Source organism: Shewanella sp. A22, assembly GCF_053850585.1.
Genome location: NZ_JBSQBN010000001.1, coordinates 1 through 20,417, shown reverse-complemented (window position 1 = coordinate 20,417; position 20,417 = coordinate 1). Strand labels below are relative to the sequence as shown.

19 protein-coding genes are annotated in these 20,417 nt (G+C 40.8%); 1 reads left to right on the top strand and 18 read right to left on the bottom strand.

Annotated elements, in window-relative coordinates; all coding sequences use genetic code 11:
- Positions 1–71: 71 nt before the first annotated feature.
- The 18 genes from flhB to ACWXWT_RS00010 form a co-directional block, all read right to left on the bottom strand.
- Positions 72–1,205, bottom strand: coding sequence for a flagellar biosynthesis protein FlhB (gene flhB, locus ACWXWT_RS00095; protein WP_456039585.1), 1,134 nt, complete (start codon positions 1,203–1,205; stop codon positions 72–74).
- A 9-nt stretch (positions 1,206–1,214) separates the two neighbouring features.
- Complete coding sequence (fliR, locus tag ACWXWT_RS00090) at positions 1,215–2,018, bottom strand: flagellar biosynthetic protein FliR (RefSeq protein WP_456039584.1); 804 nt, start codon at positions 2,016–2,018, stop codon at positions 1,215–1,217.
- Positions 2,019–2,021: 3 nt separating this feature from the next.
- Entirely contained in the window at positions 2,022–2,291 is a 270-nt protein-coding gene (fliQ, locus tag ACWXWT_RS00085) for a flagellar biosynthesis protein FliQ (RefSeq protein WP_456039583.1), read from the bottom strand.
- A gap of 12 nt (positions 2,292–2,303) precedes the next feature.
- Entirely contained in the window at positions 2,304–3,020 is a 717-nt protein-coding gene (gene fliP, locus ACWXWT_RS00080) for a flagellar type III secretion system pore protein FliP (protein WP_456039674.1), read from the bottom strand.
- 37 nt (positions 3,021–3,057) lie between these two features.
- Entirely contained in the window at positions 3,058–3,465 is a 408-nt protein-coding gene (fliO, locus tag ACWXWT_RS00075; protein WP_456039673.1) for a flagellar biosynthetic protein FliO, read from the bottom strand.
- A gap of 84 nt (positions 3,466–3,549) precedes the next feature.
- The gene (gene fliN, locus ACWXWT_RS00070) at positions 3,550–3,933 is read right to left on the bottom strand and encodes a flagellar motor switch protein FliN (RefSeq protein WP_140234674.1); all 384 of its coding nucleotides are present in this window, start codon (positions 3,931–3,933) and stop codon (positions 3,550–3,552) included.
- Positions 3,934–3,943: 10 nt separating this feature from the next.
- A complete protein-coding gene (fliM, locus tag ACWXWT_RS00065; protein WP_456039582.1) occupies positions 3,944–4,972 on the bottom strand; it encodes a flagellar motor switch protein FliM in 1,029 nt (342 codons plus the stop codon).
- A gap of 29 nt (positions 4,973–5,001) precedes the next feature.
- Positions 5,002–5,532 carry a flagellar basal body-associated protein FliL gene (fliL, locus tag ACWXWT_RS00060; protein ID WP_456039581.1) on the bottom strand — a complete coding sequence of 177 codons (531 nt, stop codon included), beginning with the start codon at positions 5,530–5,532 and terminating at the stop codon, positions 5,002–5,004.
- 96 nt (positions 5,533–5,628) lie between these two features.
- Entirely contained in the window at positions 5,629–7,185 is a 1,557-nt protein-coding gene (locus ACWXWT_RS00055) for a flagellar hook-length control protein FliK (protein WP_456039580.1), read from the bottom strand.
- Between the two features lie 466 nt (positions 7,186–7,651).
- Entirely contained in the window at positions 7,652–8,098 is a 447-nt protein-coding gene (gene fliJ, locus ACWXWT_RS00050; RefSeq protein WP_456039579.1) for a flagellar export protein FliJ, read from the bottom strand.
- A gap of 5 nt (positions 8,099–8,103) precedes the next feature.
- Positions 8,104–9,444: a flagellar protein export ATPase FliI gene (gene fliI, locus ACWXWT_RS00045; RefSeq protein WP_456039578.1), complete on the bottom strand. Its 1,341-nt coding sequence runs from the start codon at positions 9,442–9,444 to the stop codon at positions 8,104–8,106.
- A complete protein-coding gene (fliH, locus tag ACWXWT_RS00040) occupies positions 9,416–10,555 on the bottom strand; it encodes a flagellar assembly protein FliH (RefSeq protein WP_456039577.1) in 1,140 nt (379 codons plus the stop codon). The genes fliI and fliH overlap by 29 nt, the downstream gene beginning before the upstream one ends.
- A 125-nt stretch (positions 10,556–10,680) precedes the next feature.
- Complete coding sequence (gene fliG, locus ACWXWT_RS00035; RefSeq protein ID WP_456039576.1) at positions 10,681–11,724, bottom strand: flagellar motor switch protein FliG; 1,044 nt, start codon at positions 11,722–11,724, stop codon at positions 10,681–10,683.
- Positions 11,717–13,393: a flagellar basal-body MS-ring/collar protein FliF gene (gene fliF / locus ACWXWT_RS00030; protein WP_456039672.1), complete on the bottom strand. Its 1,677-nt coding sequence runs from the start codon at positions 13,391–13,393 to the stop codon at positions 11,717–11,719. The genes fliG and fliF overlap by 8 nt, the downstream gene beginning before the upstream one ends.
- Before the next feature lie 74 nt (positions 13,394–13,467).
- Positions 13,468–13,809: a flagellar hook-basal body complex protein FliE gene (fliE, locus tag ACWXWT_RS00025; RefSeq protein WP_456039575.1), complete on the bottom strand. Its 342-nt coding sequence runs from the start codon at positions 13,807–13,809 to the stop codon at positions 13,468–13,470.
- A 189-nt stretch (positions 13,810–13,998) separates the two neighbouring features.
- Positions 13,999–15,348, bottom strand: a complete 1,350-nt coding sequence (locus ACWXWT_RS00020; RefSeq protein WP_456039574.1) for a sigma-54-dependent transcriptional regulator — start codon at positions 15,346–15,348, stop codon at positions 13,999–14,001.
- Positions 15,341–16,558, bottom strand: a complete 1,218-nt coding sequence (locus ACWXWT_RS00015) for a sensor histidine kinase (RefSeq protein WP_456039573.1) — start codon at positions 16,556–16,558, stop codon at positions 15,341–15,343. Before ACWXWT_RS00015 ends, ACWXWT_RS00020 begins: the two co-directional genes overlap by 8 nt.
- Before the next feature lie 149 nt (positions 16,559–16,707).
- Positions 16,708–18,138: a sigma-54 dependent transcriptional regulator gene (locus ACWXWT_RS00010; protein WP_456039572.1), complete on the bottom strand. Its 1,431-nt coding sequence runs from the start codon at positions 18,136–18,138 to the stop codon at positions 16,708–16,710.
- A gap of 555 nt (positions 18,139–18,693) precedes the next feature.
- Here ACWXWT_RS00010 and fliB point away from each other — a divergent pair.
- Positions 18,694–19,986, top strand: a complete 1,293-nt coding sequence (fliB, locus tag ACWXWT_RS00005; RefSeq protein ID WP_456039571.1) for a flagellin lysine-N-methylase — start codon at positions 18,694–18,696, stop codon at positions 19,984–19,986.
- Positions 19,987–20,417 lie beyond the last annotated feature (431 nt).

Sequence of the window (20,417 nt, the reverse complement as noted above, 5' to 3'; positions counted from 1 at the left end):
CGCTAATAAACCTATAAAGCAAAAAACAAGCCAAAACTAGACAAAAATAAACACAACAATTTAAATGGTCATTAATGCTTCAAATCATTTGGGATTGGTTGATTAATGGGGATCGGTTTAGGTCGACGACCTTTACCTTTTTGATATTGGCGCAGTTGGAATACATACGCCAAGACTTGTGCCACAGCGGTAAACAAACCTTCAGGTACTTGTTGGTCAATTTTAGTGGTGTGATAAATTGCACGAGCTAGCGGTGGAGCAGAAACAATAGCAACATTATGTTCACGGGCAATTTCACGTATTTTAAAGGCGACATCATCAACGCCTTTAGCGAGTAAAAAAGGGGCTGACGAACGGCTCACATCATATTTTACTGCTACCGCATAATGCTCAGGGTTAACAACGATAACATCAGCATTAGGTACTTCTGTCATCATACGTCGTTGCGCCATTTCATGTTGCAACTGTCTTATTCGACCTTTAACTTCAGGCTTACCTTCAGTATCTTTATACTCATCTTTTATTTCCTGCTTGGTCATTTTAAGTTGTTTATTATGGTTCCAAATTTGAAATGGCACATCAATAATAACAATCAACAACATGGAACTGCATAATAAGATAAACATCCAAATGAGCAAATCTAGTGCATGGTATATGTTGCCTGGCAGATGATCGTTCGATAGCGTTAAAATATCAAAAAAGTAAAAACTCAGTAGAAAGTAAGCGGATAATGCTACTACCGAAAATTTGGCGATTCCTTTGGCAAGTTCAACTAATGCTTGGGTACCAAACATGCGTTTAAAGCCATTCATAGGGTTTAACTTACTGCCTTTAGGCATAAAGGCTTTAACTGAAAAAGATATTCCACCCAACACAATATTGCCAAGAAACGACACAAATGCCAAAAAGGCAATAAAACTCACTAACGGCCATGCAAGCTCGCTTCCCACAACCCCCCATACTCGAAACATGGAATTAGTATCAAATATTTGATCGCGTTCCATTGAAAATATCTGCTTCATAATGGCATAAAGACTTTTGGCAATAGCCGGGCCTGTCATCGAAAACCCAACAGATGCAGCAAGCAGGACAGCAGCGGTGCCTAGCTCTTTCGAACGAGCTACTTGCCCCTTTTCACGAGCTTGTTCAAGTCGTTTCCCTGTGGGGTCTTCTGTGCGCTCTTGACTGCTATCATTTTCTGCCATCTGCGTTTCCTAGAATACTACAGAGCCATCAAGTTGACATTGAAGCTGCAAAATATCACAAATAAGTAGTTGGGCCGCAGACCAGACTTCATCAAAATGCGCCATAATTGGTCCCAATGTTAACCATAAAATCAATAACCCGCTCACCATCGTGACCGGAAAACCAATAGAAAAAATATTTAATTGAGGTGATGCTCGCGTCATCACCCCAAAAGATAAATTAATTAATAACAATGCAACAATCGCCGAAATTGACATCGTTAACGCTGAGCCAAACATGAAGCTTCCCCATTCGGCTAAGGCACGATAGTTAGCAATGGATATACCTTGATTTGAAATTGGAATAGATTCAAAACTGGCCACCAGCATTCTAAACATCAATAAATGCCCATCTACGGCTAAAAAAATTAATGTCGAGAGTAATAAAAAAAAGTTACTCACGACAGGCGTTTGCGCGCCAGAGCCTGGGTCAACCATTGAGGCAAAACCTAAGCTGGTCTGCATGCCTATAATTTGTCCCGTTAACACAAATGTTTGCATAACCATTAAGGTCACAAACCCCATGGTGACACCTATTAAGATTTGCTGTGCAATAACAAAAAAAGAACTTAAAGCCAGCAACTCGATATTGTCAATCGGCGGAAGAATTGGTGCAACGGCCATCGTTATCGCAACGGATAACATCAGTCTAACTCTGGTCGGGGTGGTATTGGCGCCAAATACCACCATCACCATCAACATGGATGAGATACGGAAAAATGGCAAAAGATATGCAGCAATTGTTTGACTGATTTCATCAAACAAAATATCCATGACTTATCCTATCACTTGTGGAATGCGATTAACCATTTCGATAAAAAAGTCCATCATAGTTTGCACTAACCAATGGCCTAGAAACATCAACGCAAACAACGTTACTAACAAACGAGGTAAAAAGCTTAATGTTTGCTCGTTAATAGATGTCGCAGCCTGAAATACAGCCACAATTAAACCGATAAATAAACCGGGCAAAATAATTGCAGACACAATCAACACAATAACTGACAGTGCTTCTCGGAAAATATCGATTAGCGATTCTGGAGACATTATTTAAGCGCCTTATATTCCAAAGCTGTTCGCTAAAGTCCCCATCACAAGACCCCAACCATCAACAAGTACAAATAACATAATTTTAAACGGCAGCGATACGATCATCGGCGACAACATCATCATACCCATTGCCATTAAAATACTGGCTACAACCAAATCAAGTACTAAAAAGGGAACAAATAACATAAAACCAATTTGAAACGCGGTTTTAAGCTCACTAGTAATAAAGGCCGGAATAACAACACTCATCGGCGTTTGCTCTGGAGATTGAATATCTTTATAGCCGGATATTTCAATAAACGTCTGTAAATCAGTGGTTCTGACTTGAGATAACATGAATTTTTTTATAGGTTCTTTTCCAACATCATATGCTTGAGTCAATGTTAACGTTTCATTGATATATGGTTCGACAGCTTCAGCGTAAATTTTATCAAATACTGGGGCCATGATAAAAAATGTCATAAACAGACTAATACCAATAAGCACTTGATTTGAAGGAGTTTGCTGCAAACCTAATGCCTGCCTCAATATCGATAACACCACAATGATGCGAGTAAAAGAAGTCAGCATAATAACCATTGCAGGGATAAAGCTCATTGCTGTCATTAGCAATAAAATCTGCATTGTTACCGAATATTCAGTAGCACCATCGGCTCCAGTGGTCACCGTTAGCGCGGGTAATACACCATCTTGAGCAAATGCAGTGGGTGATAATATCATTGCCATTAGCGCCACAATAACTAATGTGAACACTGTAGTGCACTTATTCATTATGCTGTTCCTTTGCGTATTTTAGACGACTGGCAAACGAAGATGTTGGAACGTCGACAGGGTTAGCTAATTTATCAATGAGGTTAATCTGTTGTGAAGTCACGCCAAGTAAATACTGTTGTCCGTCTACTTCAACTAAAACCACTTTTTCTCGTTGTCCAATTGCCGTCACAGCAACTGTTTTTATTACACCACCATGTGATGGTACTAATTTAAGACGTTTTACAATATAAGCTAACAAAAATATTAGCGCTAATACCACAATCAAGCCACCAACCATATTGGCTAATGTGGCGACATTTGACACTTCATTAGTCTGCGCTACGGTATTATTGGCCAGTGAATTTGACACTTCAGGAGCGCTCAAAGCCCCACTCATGATGCTGGAGATAAATATCATATTCGCCACGACGATTCCTTGATATATGGAACTCACATAGCAAAGCGGAGTATTACCTGCGCTATGCGATGCTAATATGTGTGGTTATTTAAGCTTTTTAATTCGTTCGGTCTGACTAATTACATCAGTTAAACGGATACCAAACTTATCATTCACCACCACGACTTCACCATGGGCAATCAATGTACCGTTAACCATTACGTCTAGAGGCTCACCCGCTACACGGTCAAGCTCAACTACCGACCCTTGGTTTAACTGAAGTAGATTACGAATACTAATAAAACTGCGCCCTACTTCCATAGAAATAGTCACAGGAATATCTAAAATACCATCTAACTTTGCAGCTTCTTCTTTAGTAATGGGTTTAGAGTCATCGACTAATTCGTCAAGTTCAACCTGCTCCGCTTCTTCAATCGCCTGCTCAGCCATTGCTGCAGCCCAGTCATCACCTGTATCTTCTGTGCTCATTTATTTCACCTTATAAATCTGAAATATCACGTGACTTGCCTTTACGTGTCACTAATTGTAGCTCTGACTTGACCGTTTCGGGTCGCGGAATTTTTTCACTGATTTTCAATGCCAAATTATCGCGGGATCGGCCCATTTTACATCGATAAGTGGGTAAATCCTCGATTCTCATCATAATATGTTCAGGTAATTCAATAGGAATAATATCACCCGCTTTGAATTCCATCACATCACGAAGTGTTACTTCATGCTCAACAACATTGACGTCGAAACCAACTTGCACGTCCATAATTTCATCACGTAACGCTTGCGACCAGCGCATATCAGTATCTTGTTTATCACTTTGCACACCGGCATCGAGTAATTCGCGAATGGGCTCAATCATTGAATAAGGCATGGTGATATGGAAATCACCGCCACCACCATCAACTTCAATATGAAACGAATTAATGACCACCACTTCTGTTGGGCTCACAATATTTGCCATAGCCGGATTCACTTCTGAATCCAGATATTCAAACTCAACATCCATAACAGGTGCCCATGCATCCTTGTAATCTTCAAAGATAATTTTGAGCAGCAATTGAACAATTCGACGTTCTGTTGGCGTAAATTCACGGCCTTCAATTTTGGCATGAAAACGGCCATCACCGCCAAAGAAATTATCCACCAAGATGAAAACTAACCTTGCTTCCATCGTGATTAACGCAGTGCCTTTGAGTGGGCTAAAGCGCACCATATTTAAGCTAGTTGGCACAAATAAAGTGTGTACATATTCGCCAAACTTAAGCATTTGTACACCGTTAATTGACACTTCCGCAGCACGACGCATCATGTTAAACATACTGATGCGTAAATGTCGTGCAAACCGTTCATTAACGATTTCGAGCGTAGGCATTCGGCCACGCACAATTCGATCTTGTGATGAGAAATCATAAGAACGTGCATCAGCACTATCCTCCTGTATTTCATCATCATCGACATCATCGACACCATGTAATAGCGCATCAATCTCATCTTGGCTTAATAAATCACTCACATCATCGCCTTAGCAGTTAATGCTTTTGGTTATTGCATTACAAAACCCGTAAACAGGACTTTCTCAACGACCGTTCGTCCTGTTATTGATTGCAACGTATTTTGTACATTAAGTAACGCCAATTGACGAAGCTCATCTTTACCCGCTTGCGTACTCAGCTTTTGCACATCAGCAGCACTAAAGGTGGTTAATAATGCATCTTCAATTAATGGAATATGTTTTTTGATCAATACACTATCATCATCGCCACGCACCATGAGTTGAACTTTAATTTCAACAAGTCGTGCTCTATCAACTCCAGGTAAATTAAATAAAAAAGGTCTTGGCATACCAACATATTCAGCTTCAGCAATAACAGTAGAATCGGGTTGTGATTCGGTTGTTTCAGCACCATCCGAAACGGGTTCGTCCGTTCCCATAAAAAACCAAACCCCTCCCCCCACTAACAAAGCAAGTACAATACCAAGGCCACCAAAGAGAACCAATTTATTGATTTTCTTACCGCCTTTAGGGGCTTCTTCATTTAATTCTAATTCTTGTTCTTGCTCTTGTTCAGCCATAGTTGCGGCTCCTAATCAACATAGTGATTAACATTGAGACTTAACTAAATAACCCGTTGTTATTAAGAAGCCATATTATTGCTATAGGTTACCTGCTTAAGCATAATAATCTATAGCAGAATGTAAACTACTTGATGGATTTGTCACCAAGCTGGCCTCTTGTGCTGAAATTTCATCCAATTGGCTATCGCCACTACCTTGACCACTCGATTGTTCTTGCTGCTGATCACGTCCGTCACCACCTTGAGAAACATGGCTATCGGTTAATTGTAACCCTTCTTGTGAGAGCATATCTCGTAATCTCGGCATAGCTTGTTCAACAATATCACGGGTTTGCGATTGGGCAACATGAAACTGAACCTGAGTTTGATCGCCTTGGATCTGAATTTTAACCGTAAGGTGGCCTAGCTCAGGCGGATCGAGACGAATTTCAGCTTGTTGAATACCATTACTGACCATTGTGATTAACTGTTGTTTCATCACCGGAGAGAAACGCTGGATCATCTCCTGCATTTGGCCACCGGCTTCGCCTTGTGGTCTTAATGATAACTGAAATTGAGGTACTTCACTTTTATGTGCAGGAGTTAGACTACTCTGATTCTGTAGTGACCTACTATCTGTGTCACCAACTCCCGCCATGGCATCCAATCCCATACTTGCTTGATTGACACTTGCTGTAGTATCACTAGAGGTACGTTTTGTCGCTATGGTGTCGAGTACAACAGCAAAATCAGCTTTCGCTAATACTTTGGGATCTTTGGGCTCATTGGCATTTAATTGAATATTGCCATCAACGCGAGTTTTATCACCTAAAATGGTTTTGGGATCAACAGATGCCTCTGCAGAGCCAATAGGACGAGTCATGTCTGATTTCACATTCACTGAGTTTGCTTCTGTAACTGTCTCTGTTCTAGGTATTGCCACACTTGCAACAACTGACTTATCAGTCTCACTTTTTCCGTCTGCCACCGCTATCTGGCCAGAAGATTGAGCTCTATCATTGGCATTATCTTTGATGTTTACGTTGTCTATGATGCCTAGATTGTCATCAGCATTATCGCTTGTGATAACAATACTCGGCTCACCGGCAGCGAGTTGGTGTAAATTAAACTCCCCCATTAACTCACTGAAAGCTTGACTATCTAAAGCTTGGAGTTCTTTTAACGATAAATCGGAAAACGCCATTATTTTACTTAGCTCCTCCGGACTTAACGTAGCAAGAGTTTCTGAGACTGTAGATGTATGTTCTGATGCATCGACGATATCGCTATCAGAGGTATTATCTTCGAATGCCAACGAAACTGTCACGTCAAAATATCCCTCAGATTGCTCTTCTAGCGGCAACTCTTTTCCGTCAACGGAGTGACTTTTATTTAGAACATCTGCCATATTCAATTGAGCAAAAATCATTTCAGCATCGGCATTTTCGTCTCCCGATACCTCACCGTCGATTGTTACATTCACGCTTTGAGCTTCAATACCATATGAAGACTGCAGCGTTTTGCCACTTTCCTTTGAGACAAGTTCTGATTCACTTGCTTGATTAAAAGCAGATAAGAACGATGTATTTTCAACATCTTGCATATTCCCTTTCGAACCTGCATCCGCAGCTTTATTGCTACTGCCAAGTAAGATATTGCTTATCTGTTGCATAATCTGCTCCACTCAATCAAACAAAGGTAGGTTATTTTTCGCCTAGTAAACCGCACTCTCATTTCACCTTGTACTCTTCGAATTGCTGTTAGGTTTATATGTATAAGTGTGTTGTAAAATCCACTAATGAGATATTTACTGTCGCTTCACTGACGATTTTTATTTACATCAATAACATTAAGCAATTTAAATGCCAATATCTATTCCGCGAATCATTTTTTAAATAAACACATCTATATTGTTGGCTAAAGCAAATACATGGCGTTATCGATATGAAGATAAATGGTATTCAGAAATGGAAAGCAAGCAGATAAAGTAAAATGCACACAAATCACGTCTTCCAAACTCGTCATTTTACTCAAAGCCAATTAGTCAGATGACATCGCTAGTGCCTATGACAAATAAACTCAACATAATGAGGAAGGCAATACGTGGTTTAATACCCTTTGTTTAGGTCGAACCGAGGCTATTTATTTTTTTGACGGAAATATTGTTGCATAGCGAACTCATCAGACATTTTTTGTTCGCGTTTGGCTTCTACCGCTAATGCTTTACTGGCTTTTTGAGCTAATAACATATCTACCGCCTTACGCTTTTGTTGCTTTTCTTGCCAATGAACTTGACGGTAGCCAACTTGTTTTTCGGCATCTTGAACTGCGGCAACTTGTTGTGCAATTGCACTGTCTACCTGTCTTATAAACTGGTGAAATTGATGATATTGATTTGCGCGTAACGTCGTTCCAGTATGCCCTTCCATCTGCTTCATATAATCTAATCGATAATTATTTAATGCATCTAGCTGACCTTGGCGTTTTTGTTTTTCAAATTGAGCAGATTTTAACTGTAGCGCAGCTTGCTCTTCGGCGGATGTCGCTAGCTTCAATACCGTTAATAGTGGGTCCGGTCGAGTCATTTACTTTACCCCTGACACTGTGCCGCTATTTGAGTCAACATCACTCGGCTATCTTCAAACGTTACGGGCTCTTTAAACCCCTGGCGTAAAAAAGCATTCATTGCTGGTTGTAAACGTATTGCATTATCAATTCGAGGATCGCTCCCCTGAGCGTAAGCACCAATAGAAATAAGGTCGCGATTCTGCTGATATAAAGAATACATCTGCTTAACTTTACGCATCGCTTCTAGATGCTCGCCACTTATTACCATAGGTGCGACACGACTAATCGATGCTTCAACATCTATAGCAGGGTAATGCCCAGAATCAGCAAGTTGACGAGATAACACAATGTGACCATCTAAAATGGCCCTTGAAGCATCTGCAATAGGATCTTGTTGATCATCACCTTCGGTCAAAACTGTATAAAAAGCAGTAATAGAACCTTGCCCAGCGCCGCCATTACCAGCACGTTCAACCAAACGTGGAAGCTTTGCGAATACTGAAGGTGGATACCCTTTAGTGGCAGGCGGTTCTCCTACCGCTAATGCCACTTCACGCTGCGCTTGCGCATAGCGGGTCAGACTATCCATTAATAATAAAACATCATAACCTAAATCTCTAAAATACTCTGCGATACGCGTGGAGGTTTCACAAGCCCGTAAACGCATTAATGGTGAAGTATCAGCTGGAGCGGCAACAACAACAGAGCGCGCTCTACCTTCTTCACCCAAAATTTCTTCAATAAACTCTTTAACTTCTCGGCCACGTTCGCCCACTAACCCAACCACGATAATGTCGGCTTTCGAACCTCGTGTCATCATGCCAAGCAGCACACTTTTACCCACACCAGAACCAGCAAATAACCCCATACGCTGACCTTTGCCAACCGTTAACATTGAATTAATAGCACGAACGCCAACATCTAATGGTTCAGTAATTGCGCGTCGAGATAATGGGTTAATATAAGGACCATGACGTGCAGCATGTTGATCTGTATTAAGCGGACCTAGAGCATCTAAAGGCACACCACTACCGTCTAAAACCCTACCAAGTAATGATAAACCAACATTCAATCCAGATTGCTCACCAAGAGGTTGAACACGAGCACCAGGTAACACCCCCCTCAACTCCTCAATAGGCATTAAATACAGTAGCTTGTCATCAAAACCTATCACTTCCGCGACCAATTCACCTACCATTGTTTCAATAGAGCATAAACTCCCAACGGGTGCACGACAGCCAGTAGCCTCTAATGTTAATCCAACCACCCGCACCAATTGCCCACTCGCAACGGGGCGCAGCGGTAGCACTTTTTTGTGATGAACGGTCAGTTTATTAAGTAGTTGATGTCGACGGGTGCTCATCGGTATTTCCTTGAGAGATGTCTTTCATCTGTGGTTGATTATTCTCTGAATGATCAACTTGTGCAGCACTGGTCTCATCGGCACTTTTGTCTGCTGGAGCGTTGATATCGACAGCGGTTGAAGAAGCATCAATTGGATTGCTCATCACATCATCAGATTCAGTAATGTTGGTTTGAACATTACTGTTGTTATGGGAACTATCAGTATGGTTTGAAACGTCGATATTATCTGTAGTTGATGGCGTGAGTTGATACTCACTCAATTTATCGACCGAGGTTGTTTGATATTGTGATTGAGTGGACTTTTGTTGCTGCACACTTTTCGTCAATTGATTCGACTGAGCATCTAATTCACTAAACACTTGATTGATACGTTGCTCAACACGTAAATCGACAGATGAACGCACACTTTCAATCATGCAATCACCATTTGATAATGACGGATCGATATCAATTTGCCACTGATTTTTTTGTAATTGCTCTGTACTGTAAAATTGATTTACCAGTTCAGCATCGGCTTGATTTAAACGCAATTTAACCAACTGCTCTTTTAACGGCAAAGAGTCAACACCTTGACGTAATGCCGTTAAAATATGCTCAGGATGTGTTTTAAGCTCATGACCAATAACCGCCTTAGCCAAGCTTATCGTCATGGCAAGCAGTTCGGCTTCAATTTCATTATCCAATATTAATAAAGGCTGTTCAAATTGACTCATAATTTGGCTAAGTTGCGCAACAAGTTCATTTGCTTTTGTTTGGCCAGCCTCTAAACCTTGTTGTTCTCCTTGGGTAAAACCTTCTTGATGGCCTTGTTCCAACCCTTCTAAGCGTCCTTGTTCTACCCCTTGTTGATACCCATCTTGCTTTCCTTGCTCGAACCCCTCTTGTTCAGCTGCGGCACGAATATCTTCGATTTGCGCCATCGTAGGCGGAGCCATAGGTTTGTCACTGGTTGTAGTTGTGGCAGTCGTAGGCGTATGAGCAGTAAATTTGCCAAATAAATTTGAAGGATCTTGGCTGCTATCTTTTGTAATATCAGGTAACTGCCAATGACTAAATTCATGCTCAGCATCCGCATTGAGTATATTTTTAGGCGATTTTGATTCTGGCATATTTTATCACTTGTGTTATTGAAATCATGATGTCGAAGCAAACAACTGGAATCACATGATATTACGAATTCAAAGGCAAACGTACACAACAAATAGCCAATATTGAATCCCAGAGTGATTGTGGCTTACAAGAACTCGTCACCACCACCGCCACCCAACATGATTTCACCACTATCACTAAGACGACGTGCGATAGAGAGAATCTCTTTTTGTGCCACTTCAACTTCACTAATTCGAATCGGCCCCATGGCTTCTAAGTCATCACGTAGTAATTCTGCTGCACGCTTAGACATGTTACCCAGAATCTTCTCTTTCAATGCATCATCTGCACCTTTGAGCGCTTTCATCAGGATATCTTGCTGCACTTCACGTAACAAGGCCTGAATACCTCGGTCGTCGACATCAATAAGGTTTTCAAACACAAACATCAGATCTTGAATTTGCTGCGCCATTTCTTCGTCAGAGTCTCGCATCGTTTCCATGATCTGACTTTCAACCCCAGTATCAAGATAGTTCATAATATTGGCAGCGGCTTTTAAGCCACCCATTTTCGCTGCTTGAGCGCCACCTTGGCCAGCAAACTGTTTCTCCATAATGTCATTCAGCTCTTGCAATGCTGCGGGTTGAACTTCTTCAAGATTAGCAATACGCATCATTAAATCTAAACGGGTATTTTCAGGAAACTGACTAAAAATCTCCGCTGCTTGATCAGGCTCTAAATATGACAACACAATGGTTTGAATTTGCGGATGTTCATTTTGGATAATGGTTGCTACTTGGCGGGCATCCATCCATTTTAATGAATCCAGTCCTTTTGCACCACTACCCATAATAATTTGTTCAATTAAATTACCGGCTTTATCCTCGCCCAACGCTGCAGTTAACGCTTTACGAACAAATTCTTCGCTATTAAAACCAATCGATGAAAACTTTTGGATATCATCTAGAAATAATTTATGAACGCCGATGACTTTTTCTTGACCAAACTCCTCCATGGCCGCCATCGCCATACCCACTTTTTGCACTTGTTTAGGTTCGAGGTGTTTTAAAATTGACGCCGCATCAGCTTCGCTCAAACTCAATAGTAAAATTGCAGTTTTTTCAACGCCTGTCACAGATTCCGGATCGAATGCTGCAGGTTTTACAGCTTTATCTTTTTCATTAGCCATTGTCTTGTAACCAGTTTTTAATCACTTGAGTGGAAAGCTCTGGCTCATTGGCCACGAGTGCTCTAATTGCTTTAATCATATCATCATCTTTATGCAAATTAGGTATATGAATTGACCCATCATCCGCATAACTGTATTCCGCTTCCTTAGTGTTAAGCATACCTAAAGTATCTGCTGCATATTGATCTTCAATTTCTGCTAGCTCATGCCCAGGACGAACATCATCAGGCATATCAACCCCATTCGGATTGGTTAGCTTTTTTAGCATAGGTCTAACAACTGCTAAAATTAACACTAAAATAACAATTGCACCCAACGCCAATTTAATGGCACGCCAGAACCAAGGTTGCTCCCACATATCTGGCTCAGGCATTGGCTCAATCAACTGATCCATAAAGGGAACAGTCACAACTTCAAGCGCATCACCACGTTGGGTACTAAACCCTACAGCGCCTTCTAATAAGCGACGAATATTGGTTAACTCTTGCTCTGTTCTTGGTACTCGAGAGACTTGTCCTTCCTCATCGACTTGCCCTGGTTTAAAGTTAATCGCGACTGACACACTTACCCTGCGCACCACACCAATTTGTTGACGAGTATGGCTTATCGTAGTGTCTAATTCATAGTTACGAGTCGCTTCTTTTGAAGAATCACCTGACACTGTTGTGCTTGTTGCCTCACCAGCCACCTGCGGGATATCTGATTCTGCTGGCGGTTGATTACTTAGCGCGCCAGGAATGCCCCCAGAACTTTGACCAGACGAATTACGCTCAATGGTCATCTCACTTCGAATTGCAGGTAAATCAGGTGAAAAACGTTTTGCCGTTTGCTCCACTGCAGTAAAGTTCATATTAACATCTACTTGAGATGTAAAATTCTCTGGGCCTAATATAGGCATTAAGATGGATTCTATTTTATTACGATATTCGGCTTCTTTTTGTTGAACGATTTCTAACTCTCGACGCGCACGTGCAGAAGTTCCATCCTGGCTACCTGAATTAAGCAAACGACCATTTGAATCCGTGACGGTTACACGCGAAGGTGTAAGCCCTTGCACTGCAGAACCAACGATATCAACAATTGCATCGATCTCTTCCTGACCTAAGCCCCCACGGCGAACACTCACCACCACGGTCGCACTAGGTTTAGAAGCATTACGAGCAAACACGTTTTCTTTTGGTAACGCTAAAATCACTTTTGCACGACTAATACTTTTTAATTCTTCAATGGCTCGCGCTAAATTTAATTCTTGGCTTTGTTTTAAGCGAGCTTGCTCCATACGTTGGCTTACACCAAAACCACTGTCTTGGCTCAAAAAGTCATTTGCTTGCGTACTACTTTGAATACCAGCACGGCTAAGCAGAAGTTTAACTTCTTGATATTTATCTTCAGGTACTTTCACCACATCAACATTTATTTGATAACCGATTTGGTTTTTATCAAGTACATCTAAAACTTGGATCATCTCAGCCGTTTCCATTTTGCCAAGAGGACGATAATCAGGCTCCTGCGCCCACATCATCACAAAAACAGCCAAAGCAAGACATATTGCCAACGCGAGAATCATGATCACTTGACGCATCATATCGGCGCCACCCACGCTGCCCATCAATCCAGACTTATTCTCTTGCTGGACACCGGCATCAACTGTTGAATCTAAACCTACCATTATGTCTGTGCTCACAATACGTACCTGCTATATCTGATGTTGTTATGCTATCTCTTGTTTATCACTGTGCGTGACTATACAGGCATACTCATAATTTCTTTATAAGCATCAACCAGTTTATTACGTACCTGAACCGTTGCTTCAAAAGCAATGCTGGCTTTCTCACGCGCGATAACCGTATCAGACAAAGTAACAGTAGTGTCGCCCATATCTAAACGAGTAGCTAAACTTGACGATGACTGTTGCAGTTCATTAACACTACCCACCGCTTGAGACAATAACTGACTAAAATCAGCCCCCGTAGTGTTATTCACTTGCTGGGTTAAGTTCGGACGAATAGATGAGCCAATAGAAGGAGCTATTTCGCCACGAAGCGACTGCATCTCTTGCATTAATGGATTTGCGTTAATCTGCATGATGTAACTCCCTTTCGTCGACTTTTTGACGACTGCAATAAACTGATAAGGAGTTAAAGCAATATAGATGCCAATAATTAAATTAGCGAAGAATTGATACAACAAAATAACCTATCCACTAAATGAAATAGGTTATATCATTATAAATAAGCAATTAAATTAAACAATTAACTAACATGATAATGCTTGCTAAGCAGGTAGTTGGATTCCCATATCACGCATTTTTGCCATTTTATAGCGTAATGTCCGAGCACTAATACCCAGTTTTTCAGCGACCATTTTCCGACTCCCTTGGCATTGAGTAAGGGTTTCTAAAATAATCACATGTTCTTGAGCTTTTAACTCGTCACCTAAGCCATCAACTTCAACAGGTTTATCACTTTCAACACATTCAGCAGACACTAGCGAGACATCCGTCGAATCAAGAATTATATCGTTGACACCAATATCGTCATTAACCCTGAGTATCAGTGCTCGCTGGATAACATTATCCAACTCTCGCACATTACCCGGCCATCGGTGAGTCAATAGACGCCGAGTCGCAGCATCATCAAGCTCTGGTACCGTTGCCATATTGAGCGCTTGTGTGTGTTTTTTTAACAAATGACGTGCTAACGGTAAAATATCTGCAGGACGCTGATTCAATGCTGGCCAGGTTAATGGAAAAACATTGATTCGGTAATACAAATCCTCTCTAAACTCGCCAGAAACAGCCAAGGCCTTTAAATCCCTGTTAGATGTTGCCAAAACACGCACATCGAGCTTAATGGTTTTGCGACCACCCAATCGTTCTACTTCGCGTTCCTGTAACACTCGCAATAACTTTGCTTGCAAACCAAGTTCCATTTCAGATATTTCATCAAGCAACAGCGTACCACCTTGAGCTTGCTCAAACTTACCAGGACACGCTTGATAGGCCCCCGTAAAAGCACCTTTTTCATAACCAAACAATGTTGCTTCCAACATGTTTTCAGGTATTGCGGCACAATTAATCGCAATAAACGGTTGGTCATTGCGCTGGCTGTGTTGATGAATATAACGCGCCAACACCTCTTTACCTGAACCGCTCGGACCCATTATCATCACAGATGCATCTGACACAGCGACTCGCTGAGCTAATGACAATAGTGCCAAACTTTTCTCATCTGCCACCACAGGCCTATCGTGGTTTTGTTTTAGCGGTAAATAACGCGATACCTGATTCAATAACACTTCAGGTGCAAATGGTTTTGCAAGATAATCCACGGCCCCTAACTTCATCGCACTCACGGCACTATTAATGGTGGCATACGCAGTCATTAACAGTACGGGTAACTTAGGTTGATGTTGCTGTAAATAACTCAATAACCCCATCCCGCCAATACCATCCATTTGAATATCACTAATGACCATATCAAAATGGTTAGCTTTCAAGGTCAAAATAGCCTCTTCAGCATTAGCAACATCCACACAATCATAATGAGCAAGCATTAAGGTATCGAGCAATGCTTCACGTAAATCAGCATCATCTTCGACTAATAAAATATTTGCTTCAGCCACGGTTCACCTCCTGATCACTCGTTTTTTTCATGTGCGGAAAGCTCAAACGAATATGGCAACCCATACCGGGCTTACACGATAACTGAATTTGCCCTCCATGATTACGCACAACCGACTGTACAACCGCCAATCCCAAACCCGTACCTTGGCTTTTAGTGGTAAAAAAAGGTTCTAATATTTGTTGCTGCATTGACGGCTCAAGCCCCTTGCCATTGTCAATAACATCTAATAATAGTCCATCAGAAGTTTCACTTGCACAAACTTTTATTTTTGTGGCCCCAGCTTCAAGACTATTCATCACCAAATTATTAACCGCTGAACTCAGTGCATTGGCATTGGCAAGCATAAAAGAGTGAGAGCTATCTTCAACAACAAGCTGACACTGTTTTTTAGCTGCGATTGGCTCGCAATTTGCCATCACTTGGCCAATAATCTCATCCATTGAAACCGATTCAGCCATACCTTCTTGACGGCCTTTGGCCATCAACAACATGTCATTTACTTGACGTTCCAGCTCATTTAATCGATCAACTAACTTAGATTGAAACTTTGTCCGAGCTGAATCTGATAATTTAGGACTGGCAAGATTCGATGCATAAAGCAAGGCTGCTGATAAAGGAGTACGCACCTGATGTGCCAATGTCGCCACCATCTTACCTAAAGCAGATAGACGTTGTAAGTGAGACAGGTTTTTCTGTAATAGACGGGTTTCAGTCAAGTCGGTTAACACAATCAATTGACCAGGCTCCGGAGATAATGGAGTAATAGCCAGCTTTACACGCCGACCATTTTTAAGCGAAACCTCATGCCCATCATCATCCTGAGGCGCAAACGCACGATGAATAATATCAAACCAGCGCGCGCCTTGAAGTGGTCGACCGAGCAATTCGGTTGCAACAGGATTCGCTAGCGTCACCACTCCATCGCCATCTATAATGACGACACCAGATGGCATGGCTTGAAGAATATGCGCCATTTGATTTGACATGTTGGCGGCCTTACTAGAATAAGTACTGACTATAGGAGCCGTAACCGGTGAGTTTGAATGAACAGCACCGTGACGTAATTGATCCACTTTTTGTGGCAGAACGGATTTAGCCCCATCACTTAGCGGTTGACTCTGTAAATCAGTCGTTGTCATAGACGAAGCAGATCCAGGTAATTCAAAGTCTGAATCATCTGAGTATGATAACGCTCGTGCTGTATACATGGCCGCTCCGTCAAAAGAATAACATTTGACTAACCGAATGCATTTACTATGCCAAACAATTTTAATTGAGGATGAAACGTAGCTTTATGGTGTTCAATCACCATAAAAAAACACACCCGAGGGTGTGTTCATTATGTATGGTAAATAACTTAGTCTTTACCTAACCCATATTTACGCATTTTTTCGACGAGTGTTGTTCTACGAATACCTAACATTTCAGCAGCCCTTGCCACGACATTATCTTGCAGTTCAAGTGCTTGGCGTATCATGTCAATCTCCAACTCCGAGAGCAAATCTTTTAAGTTAACACCTTCTGGCGGTAATTCACTAGGAAAACGGGTTTCAGGAATTTCGACCGGCTCTTCATCACTGAAGATAGAGGCTAGAGCGTCGCGCTCTTGTTGCTCTTCACTCACATCGACACAATATTCAGGCACATCAATATAACGGTACTTATGGGGTAAATCATTTACGTCGACCAGTCCACCTGGAAACAAAATGGTTAAGCGCTCAACTAAGTTAGATAATTCACGCACATTACCAGACCAAGGATGTTCTTTTAACGATTCAATGGCTCGCTGGGTAAAACGAACTTTACCACGCCCTTCATTAAACACTCGGTTAACTAATTCATGAAGTAATAACGGCACATCATCGCGACGCTCACTTAATCCAGGCATTTCAATAGGGAACACATTAAGTCGATAATAGAGATCTTCACGAAAATCATTTTCAGTGATCATGGTTTCTAAATCGCGGTGAGTGGCGGCCACAATACGTACATCTGTTGCAATGGTTTTACTGCCACCGACACGTTCAAATACTCTCTCTTGTAATACACGCAACAACTTAACTTGCATTTGCAGCGGCATATCACCAATTTCATCTAAAAATAACGTACCACCTTCTGCCAATTCAAAACGGCCTTTACGAGAAGATATTGCCCCAGTGAAAGAGCCTTTTTCATGGCCAAATAATTCACTTTCAAGTAACTCAGGAGGAATTGCGCCACAATTGACCGGAATAAACGGCCCATCACGTCGTTCAGATAAATAATGAATATTACGGGCGACCACTTCTTTACCCGTTCCAGATTGCCCCAACACTAATACCGTTGCATCAGAGCTTGAAACTTGATTAATTAAGTGGCGAACTTTGGCAATACCTTCACTGCGTCCGACTAAACTACGGAATAATTTAGTTTGGTTTCCACTCGTTAAAGTATGCTCTCTTTTCGCTTGTCCGAATACCTGGCAGAAATGTAACAGTTCCGTGAGTTGCGGATAACTCAATGGCTCTTCAATGTGTCCAAGTGCATTTGAAACGGTCACATCTGACTCGCCAAACAACAAGATCGGTTGCCATGGTGCGATTGCAGCAATATTTTTGATGCTCTCTTCAGCGATATTCTCAGTAACAATGACAACGGCACGAAACCGAGAGGACTCAATTAACGCTAATAAAGATTCATTAGAGACAATCTCGCATTGCTCACCTAAGAATTCGAAAATGCAGCACAAACGAGACACGCGCTCTGATGGGGTACCGACAATTAAAATTCTTTGTTCTATTTGCATCATTCAGAAGGCCAAAATCTCTTGTTATAGGTATTTATTCGGGATGGTTTGCACATAACACCACAAAACCAAAGTATATTGTAACCAAAAAACTGACAACATAGATGATATTTTAGCATTATTCCTAAAATAGGGCCATTAATCAGTTAATTACAGAGGTAATGAATACAATGATAAATCAATTCAATCATAAATACTGTATTATCGGCTCGCCATAAGCAAGTAGCGGTGACATTTTATCTACATCAAACCATAATTTTATTGGCTAACGCTGTATTTTTACACAAAAAAGTACCCTATTCATAAAACGGTTGCTTAACTTCAAGTTGCTGTGCAAATTGTCGCAGAATGTACAGTGCTCTTAATTTGTATCATTGCCTTCTTTAAAGTAATTTACAGAATTAACGCTCTAAAAAGATTGACGTAGCTGCAAAACTGCTAAAAAAACCTAAAAGCTTCTTCAACTTTGCTCTTATGAATAAAAAACATAAGTAAACATGGATAAGATTTTGCATATAAACTAATTTATATTTAGGTCATTAGGGGTTTATAGACATAATGAATAAACAAAAAATCAATGTAATGACGCCAAAGTTTGCAAGCGACTTTGTTTGTGTCGGTTCCAACTGTGAGGCGCATTGCTGTAACTCTTGGAATATACCAATAAATAAACAATCATACAAAGCACTGAAGAAATTTGGAGATATTGAAATTCGTCAATTAGTTACCTCAAATTTCAAACTCACCAGGCAGTCCGAAAACAACTATGCACACATCAAGATGTCTGAGAATGGTGATTGTGCAATGCTAGATGAAGTCAACTTATGTAAAATTCATAAGAAATGTGGCCCCAAACTACTACCGGATACATGTCAAGATTACCCTAGAAAGCCACACTGGTTTGGTAATCAGGCAGAAATGAGTATGGCGCTCTCCTGTCCAGAGGTCGTTAAAAGTGTTTTATACGATCCTGATGCCATGATGATTACATCCATAGAACAATATGAGCATCAGTTAAACCATGGCAATATAGATGGATTCAAACCTACCGAAGGCCCAAGTTACCTACCGCTAGTTCGAGACTTCTGTTTTAGTGTCGCATTAAATTCAGCACTCAGCTTTGAACAAAAACTCTTTATTATTGGCCTTTATTTAAAACAATCTGACGCCCATTTAAACAACCTTGAAAGACTGTCTCAATTAGCCGATAGTTTTCATACTATGATTAATGATGACACGCTAATAAAGCATTATGAAACATTACCGTCAACACCAGCCATGAAATGGAACTTTTTTGCAACTCAAGATTTTCACTTAGTTACAACCCTGTACCGCTCACAAACGGTTTCTTTTTCAAAGATAAAGAAATTCGATGCCTTTATTGAGTGTCAACAAATGCTAATGGATTGCCTCAACACAAGCCAAGATGCAGGCACATCAGAAAAAGAGAACTCTTTTACAGTTGCTAATCCTGAACGTGAACATTTTAAATATACTGAAATACTGAGTTCATCAGAACAGTATCTAACGGAACATTTCAATCAACACCCTCAAATTTTAATCAACTTCTTATTGTATAGTCTTTATAACGACCAATTAATGACCAACTTAGGCAAAAGACCTTATGATTATTTTAAATTTTTGACTATTGATGTGTTAATGCTAAAAAGTTATTTATCAGGAATTGCATTTCAACAAAAAGGGCTGACTAAAGATTGGGTTGTTAAACTTTTTCACAGTTATTTCAGACGTAGACAGCATAATTTAGGGCTTGTAAACCAAATAAATGCCAATATAGAAAAAGCAGAAGAGCAAAGTGAGTATATTATCTTCTCGTTACTTAAAGATTGATTGTAATTTACATGAAACCAAAATGACAACATGCGTCTCAGGCCGCTGACAAAGCTCGAGGCCTTCGTCTAAGCTTGAAATAGAAGTCTCACTTTTTAACATCAAAAGTGTACAATATCGACGTAATACCAATCCTTATTAGAATATGATCTATTTTAGGCTGCGCCACTAGATCCAGTACAATGAAAATGACTGTAGGTGTCGTCTTCTATATCAAAGTCATTTGAAGCAGTAATGGGGGGTGTGACACAGTCCCAAAGGGCGAGTTTTCTTTGTTAGCCTTTCTTAACGTACGACGGTATGGATGCAGTCGTATTTTGAAAGCATCTAACGAAGCATAAAGGACTTTGAAACCCGCCAGAATGGAGTCTCTCAGGTATTCCACTTCTGTGTTACATCGATTTAAAAGGCAACAACCATTTCTACATCAA

Bases quoted from the DNA above. Each gene is read 5' to 3' on its own strand.
- flhB (WP_456039585.1), bottom strand. From the start codon at position 1,205: ATGGCAGAAAATGATAGCAGTCAAGAGCGCACAGAAGACCCCACAGGG.
- fliG (WP_456039576.1), bottom strand. From the start codon at position 11,724: ATGGCTAATGAAAAAGATAAAGCTGTAAAACCTGCAGCATTCGATCCG.
- ACWXWT_RS00055 (WP_456039580.1), bottom strand. From the start codon at position 7,185: ATGCAACAGATAAGCAATATCTTACTTGGCAGTAGCAATAAAGCTGCG.
- fliO (WP_456039673.1), bottom strand. From the start codon at position 3,465: ATGATATTTATCTCCAGCATCATGAGTGGGGCTTTGAGCGCTCCTGAA.
- fliR (WP_456039584.1), bottom strand. From the start codon at position 2,018: ATGGATATTTTGTTTGATGAAATCAGTCAAACAATTGCTGCATATCTT.
- fliB (WP_456039571.1), top strand. From the start codon at position 18,694: ATGAATAAACAAAAAATCAATGTAATGACGCCAAAGTTTGCAAGCGAC.
- fliL (WP_456039581.1), bottom strand. From the start codon at position 5,532: ATGGCTGAACAAGAGCAAGAACAAGAATTAGAATTAAATGAAGAAGCC.
- fliP (WP_456039674.1), bottom strand. From the start codon at position 3,020: ATGGCAATGATATTATCACCCACTGCATTTGCTCAAGATGGTGTATTA.
- fliQ (WP_456039583.1), bottom strand. From the start codon at position 2,291: ATGTCTCCAGAATCGCTAATCGATATTTTCCGAGAAGCACTGTCAGTT.
- fliH (WP_456039577.1), bottom strand. From the start codon at position 10,555: ATGCCAGAATCAAAATCGCCTAAAAATATACTCAATGCGGATGCTGAG.
- ACWXWT_RS00015 (WP_456039573.1), bottom strand. From the start codon at position 16,558: ATGTATACAGCACGAGCGTTATCATACTCAGATGATTCAGACTTTGAA.
- fliN (WP_140234674.1), bottom strand. From the start codon at position 3,933: ATGAGCACAGAAGATACAGGTGATGACTGGGCTGCAGCAATGGCTGAG.
- fliE (WP_456039575.1), bottom strand. From the start codon at position 13,809: ATGCAGATTAACGCAAATCCATTAATGCAAGAGATGCAGTCGCTTCGT.
- fliJ (WP_456039579.1), bottom strand. From the start codon at position 8,098: ATGACTCGACCGGACCCACTATTAACGGTATTGAAGCTAGCGACATCC.
- fliI (WP_456039578.1), bottom strand. From the start codon at position 9,444: ATGAGCACCCGTCGACATCAACTACTTAATAAACTGACCGTTCATCAC.
- ACWXWT_RS00010 (WP_456039572.1), bottom strand. From the start codon at position 18,138: ATGATGCAAATAGAACAAAGAATTTTAATTGTCGGTACCCCATCAGAG.
- fliF (WP_456039672.1), bottom strand. From the start codon at position 13,393: ATGGTAGGTTTAGATTCAACAGTTGATGCCGGTGTCCAGCAAGAGAAT.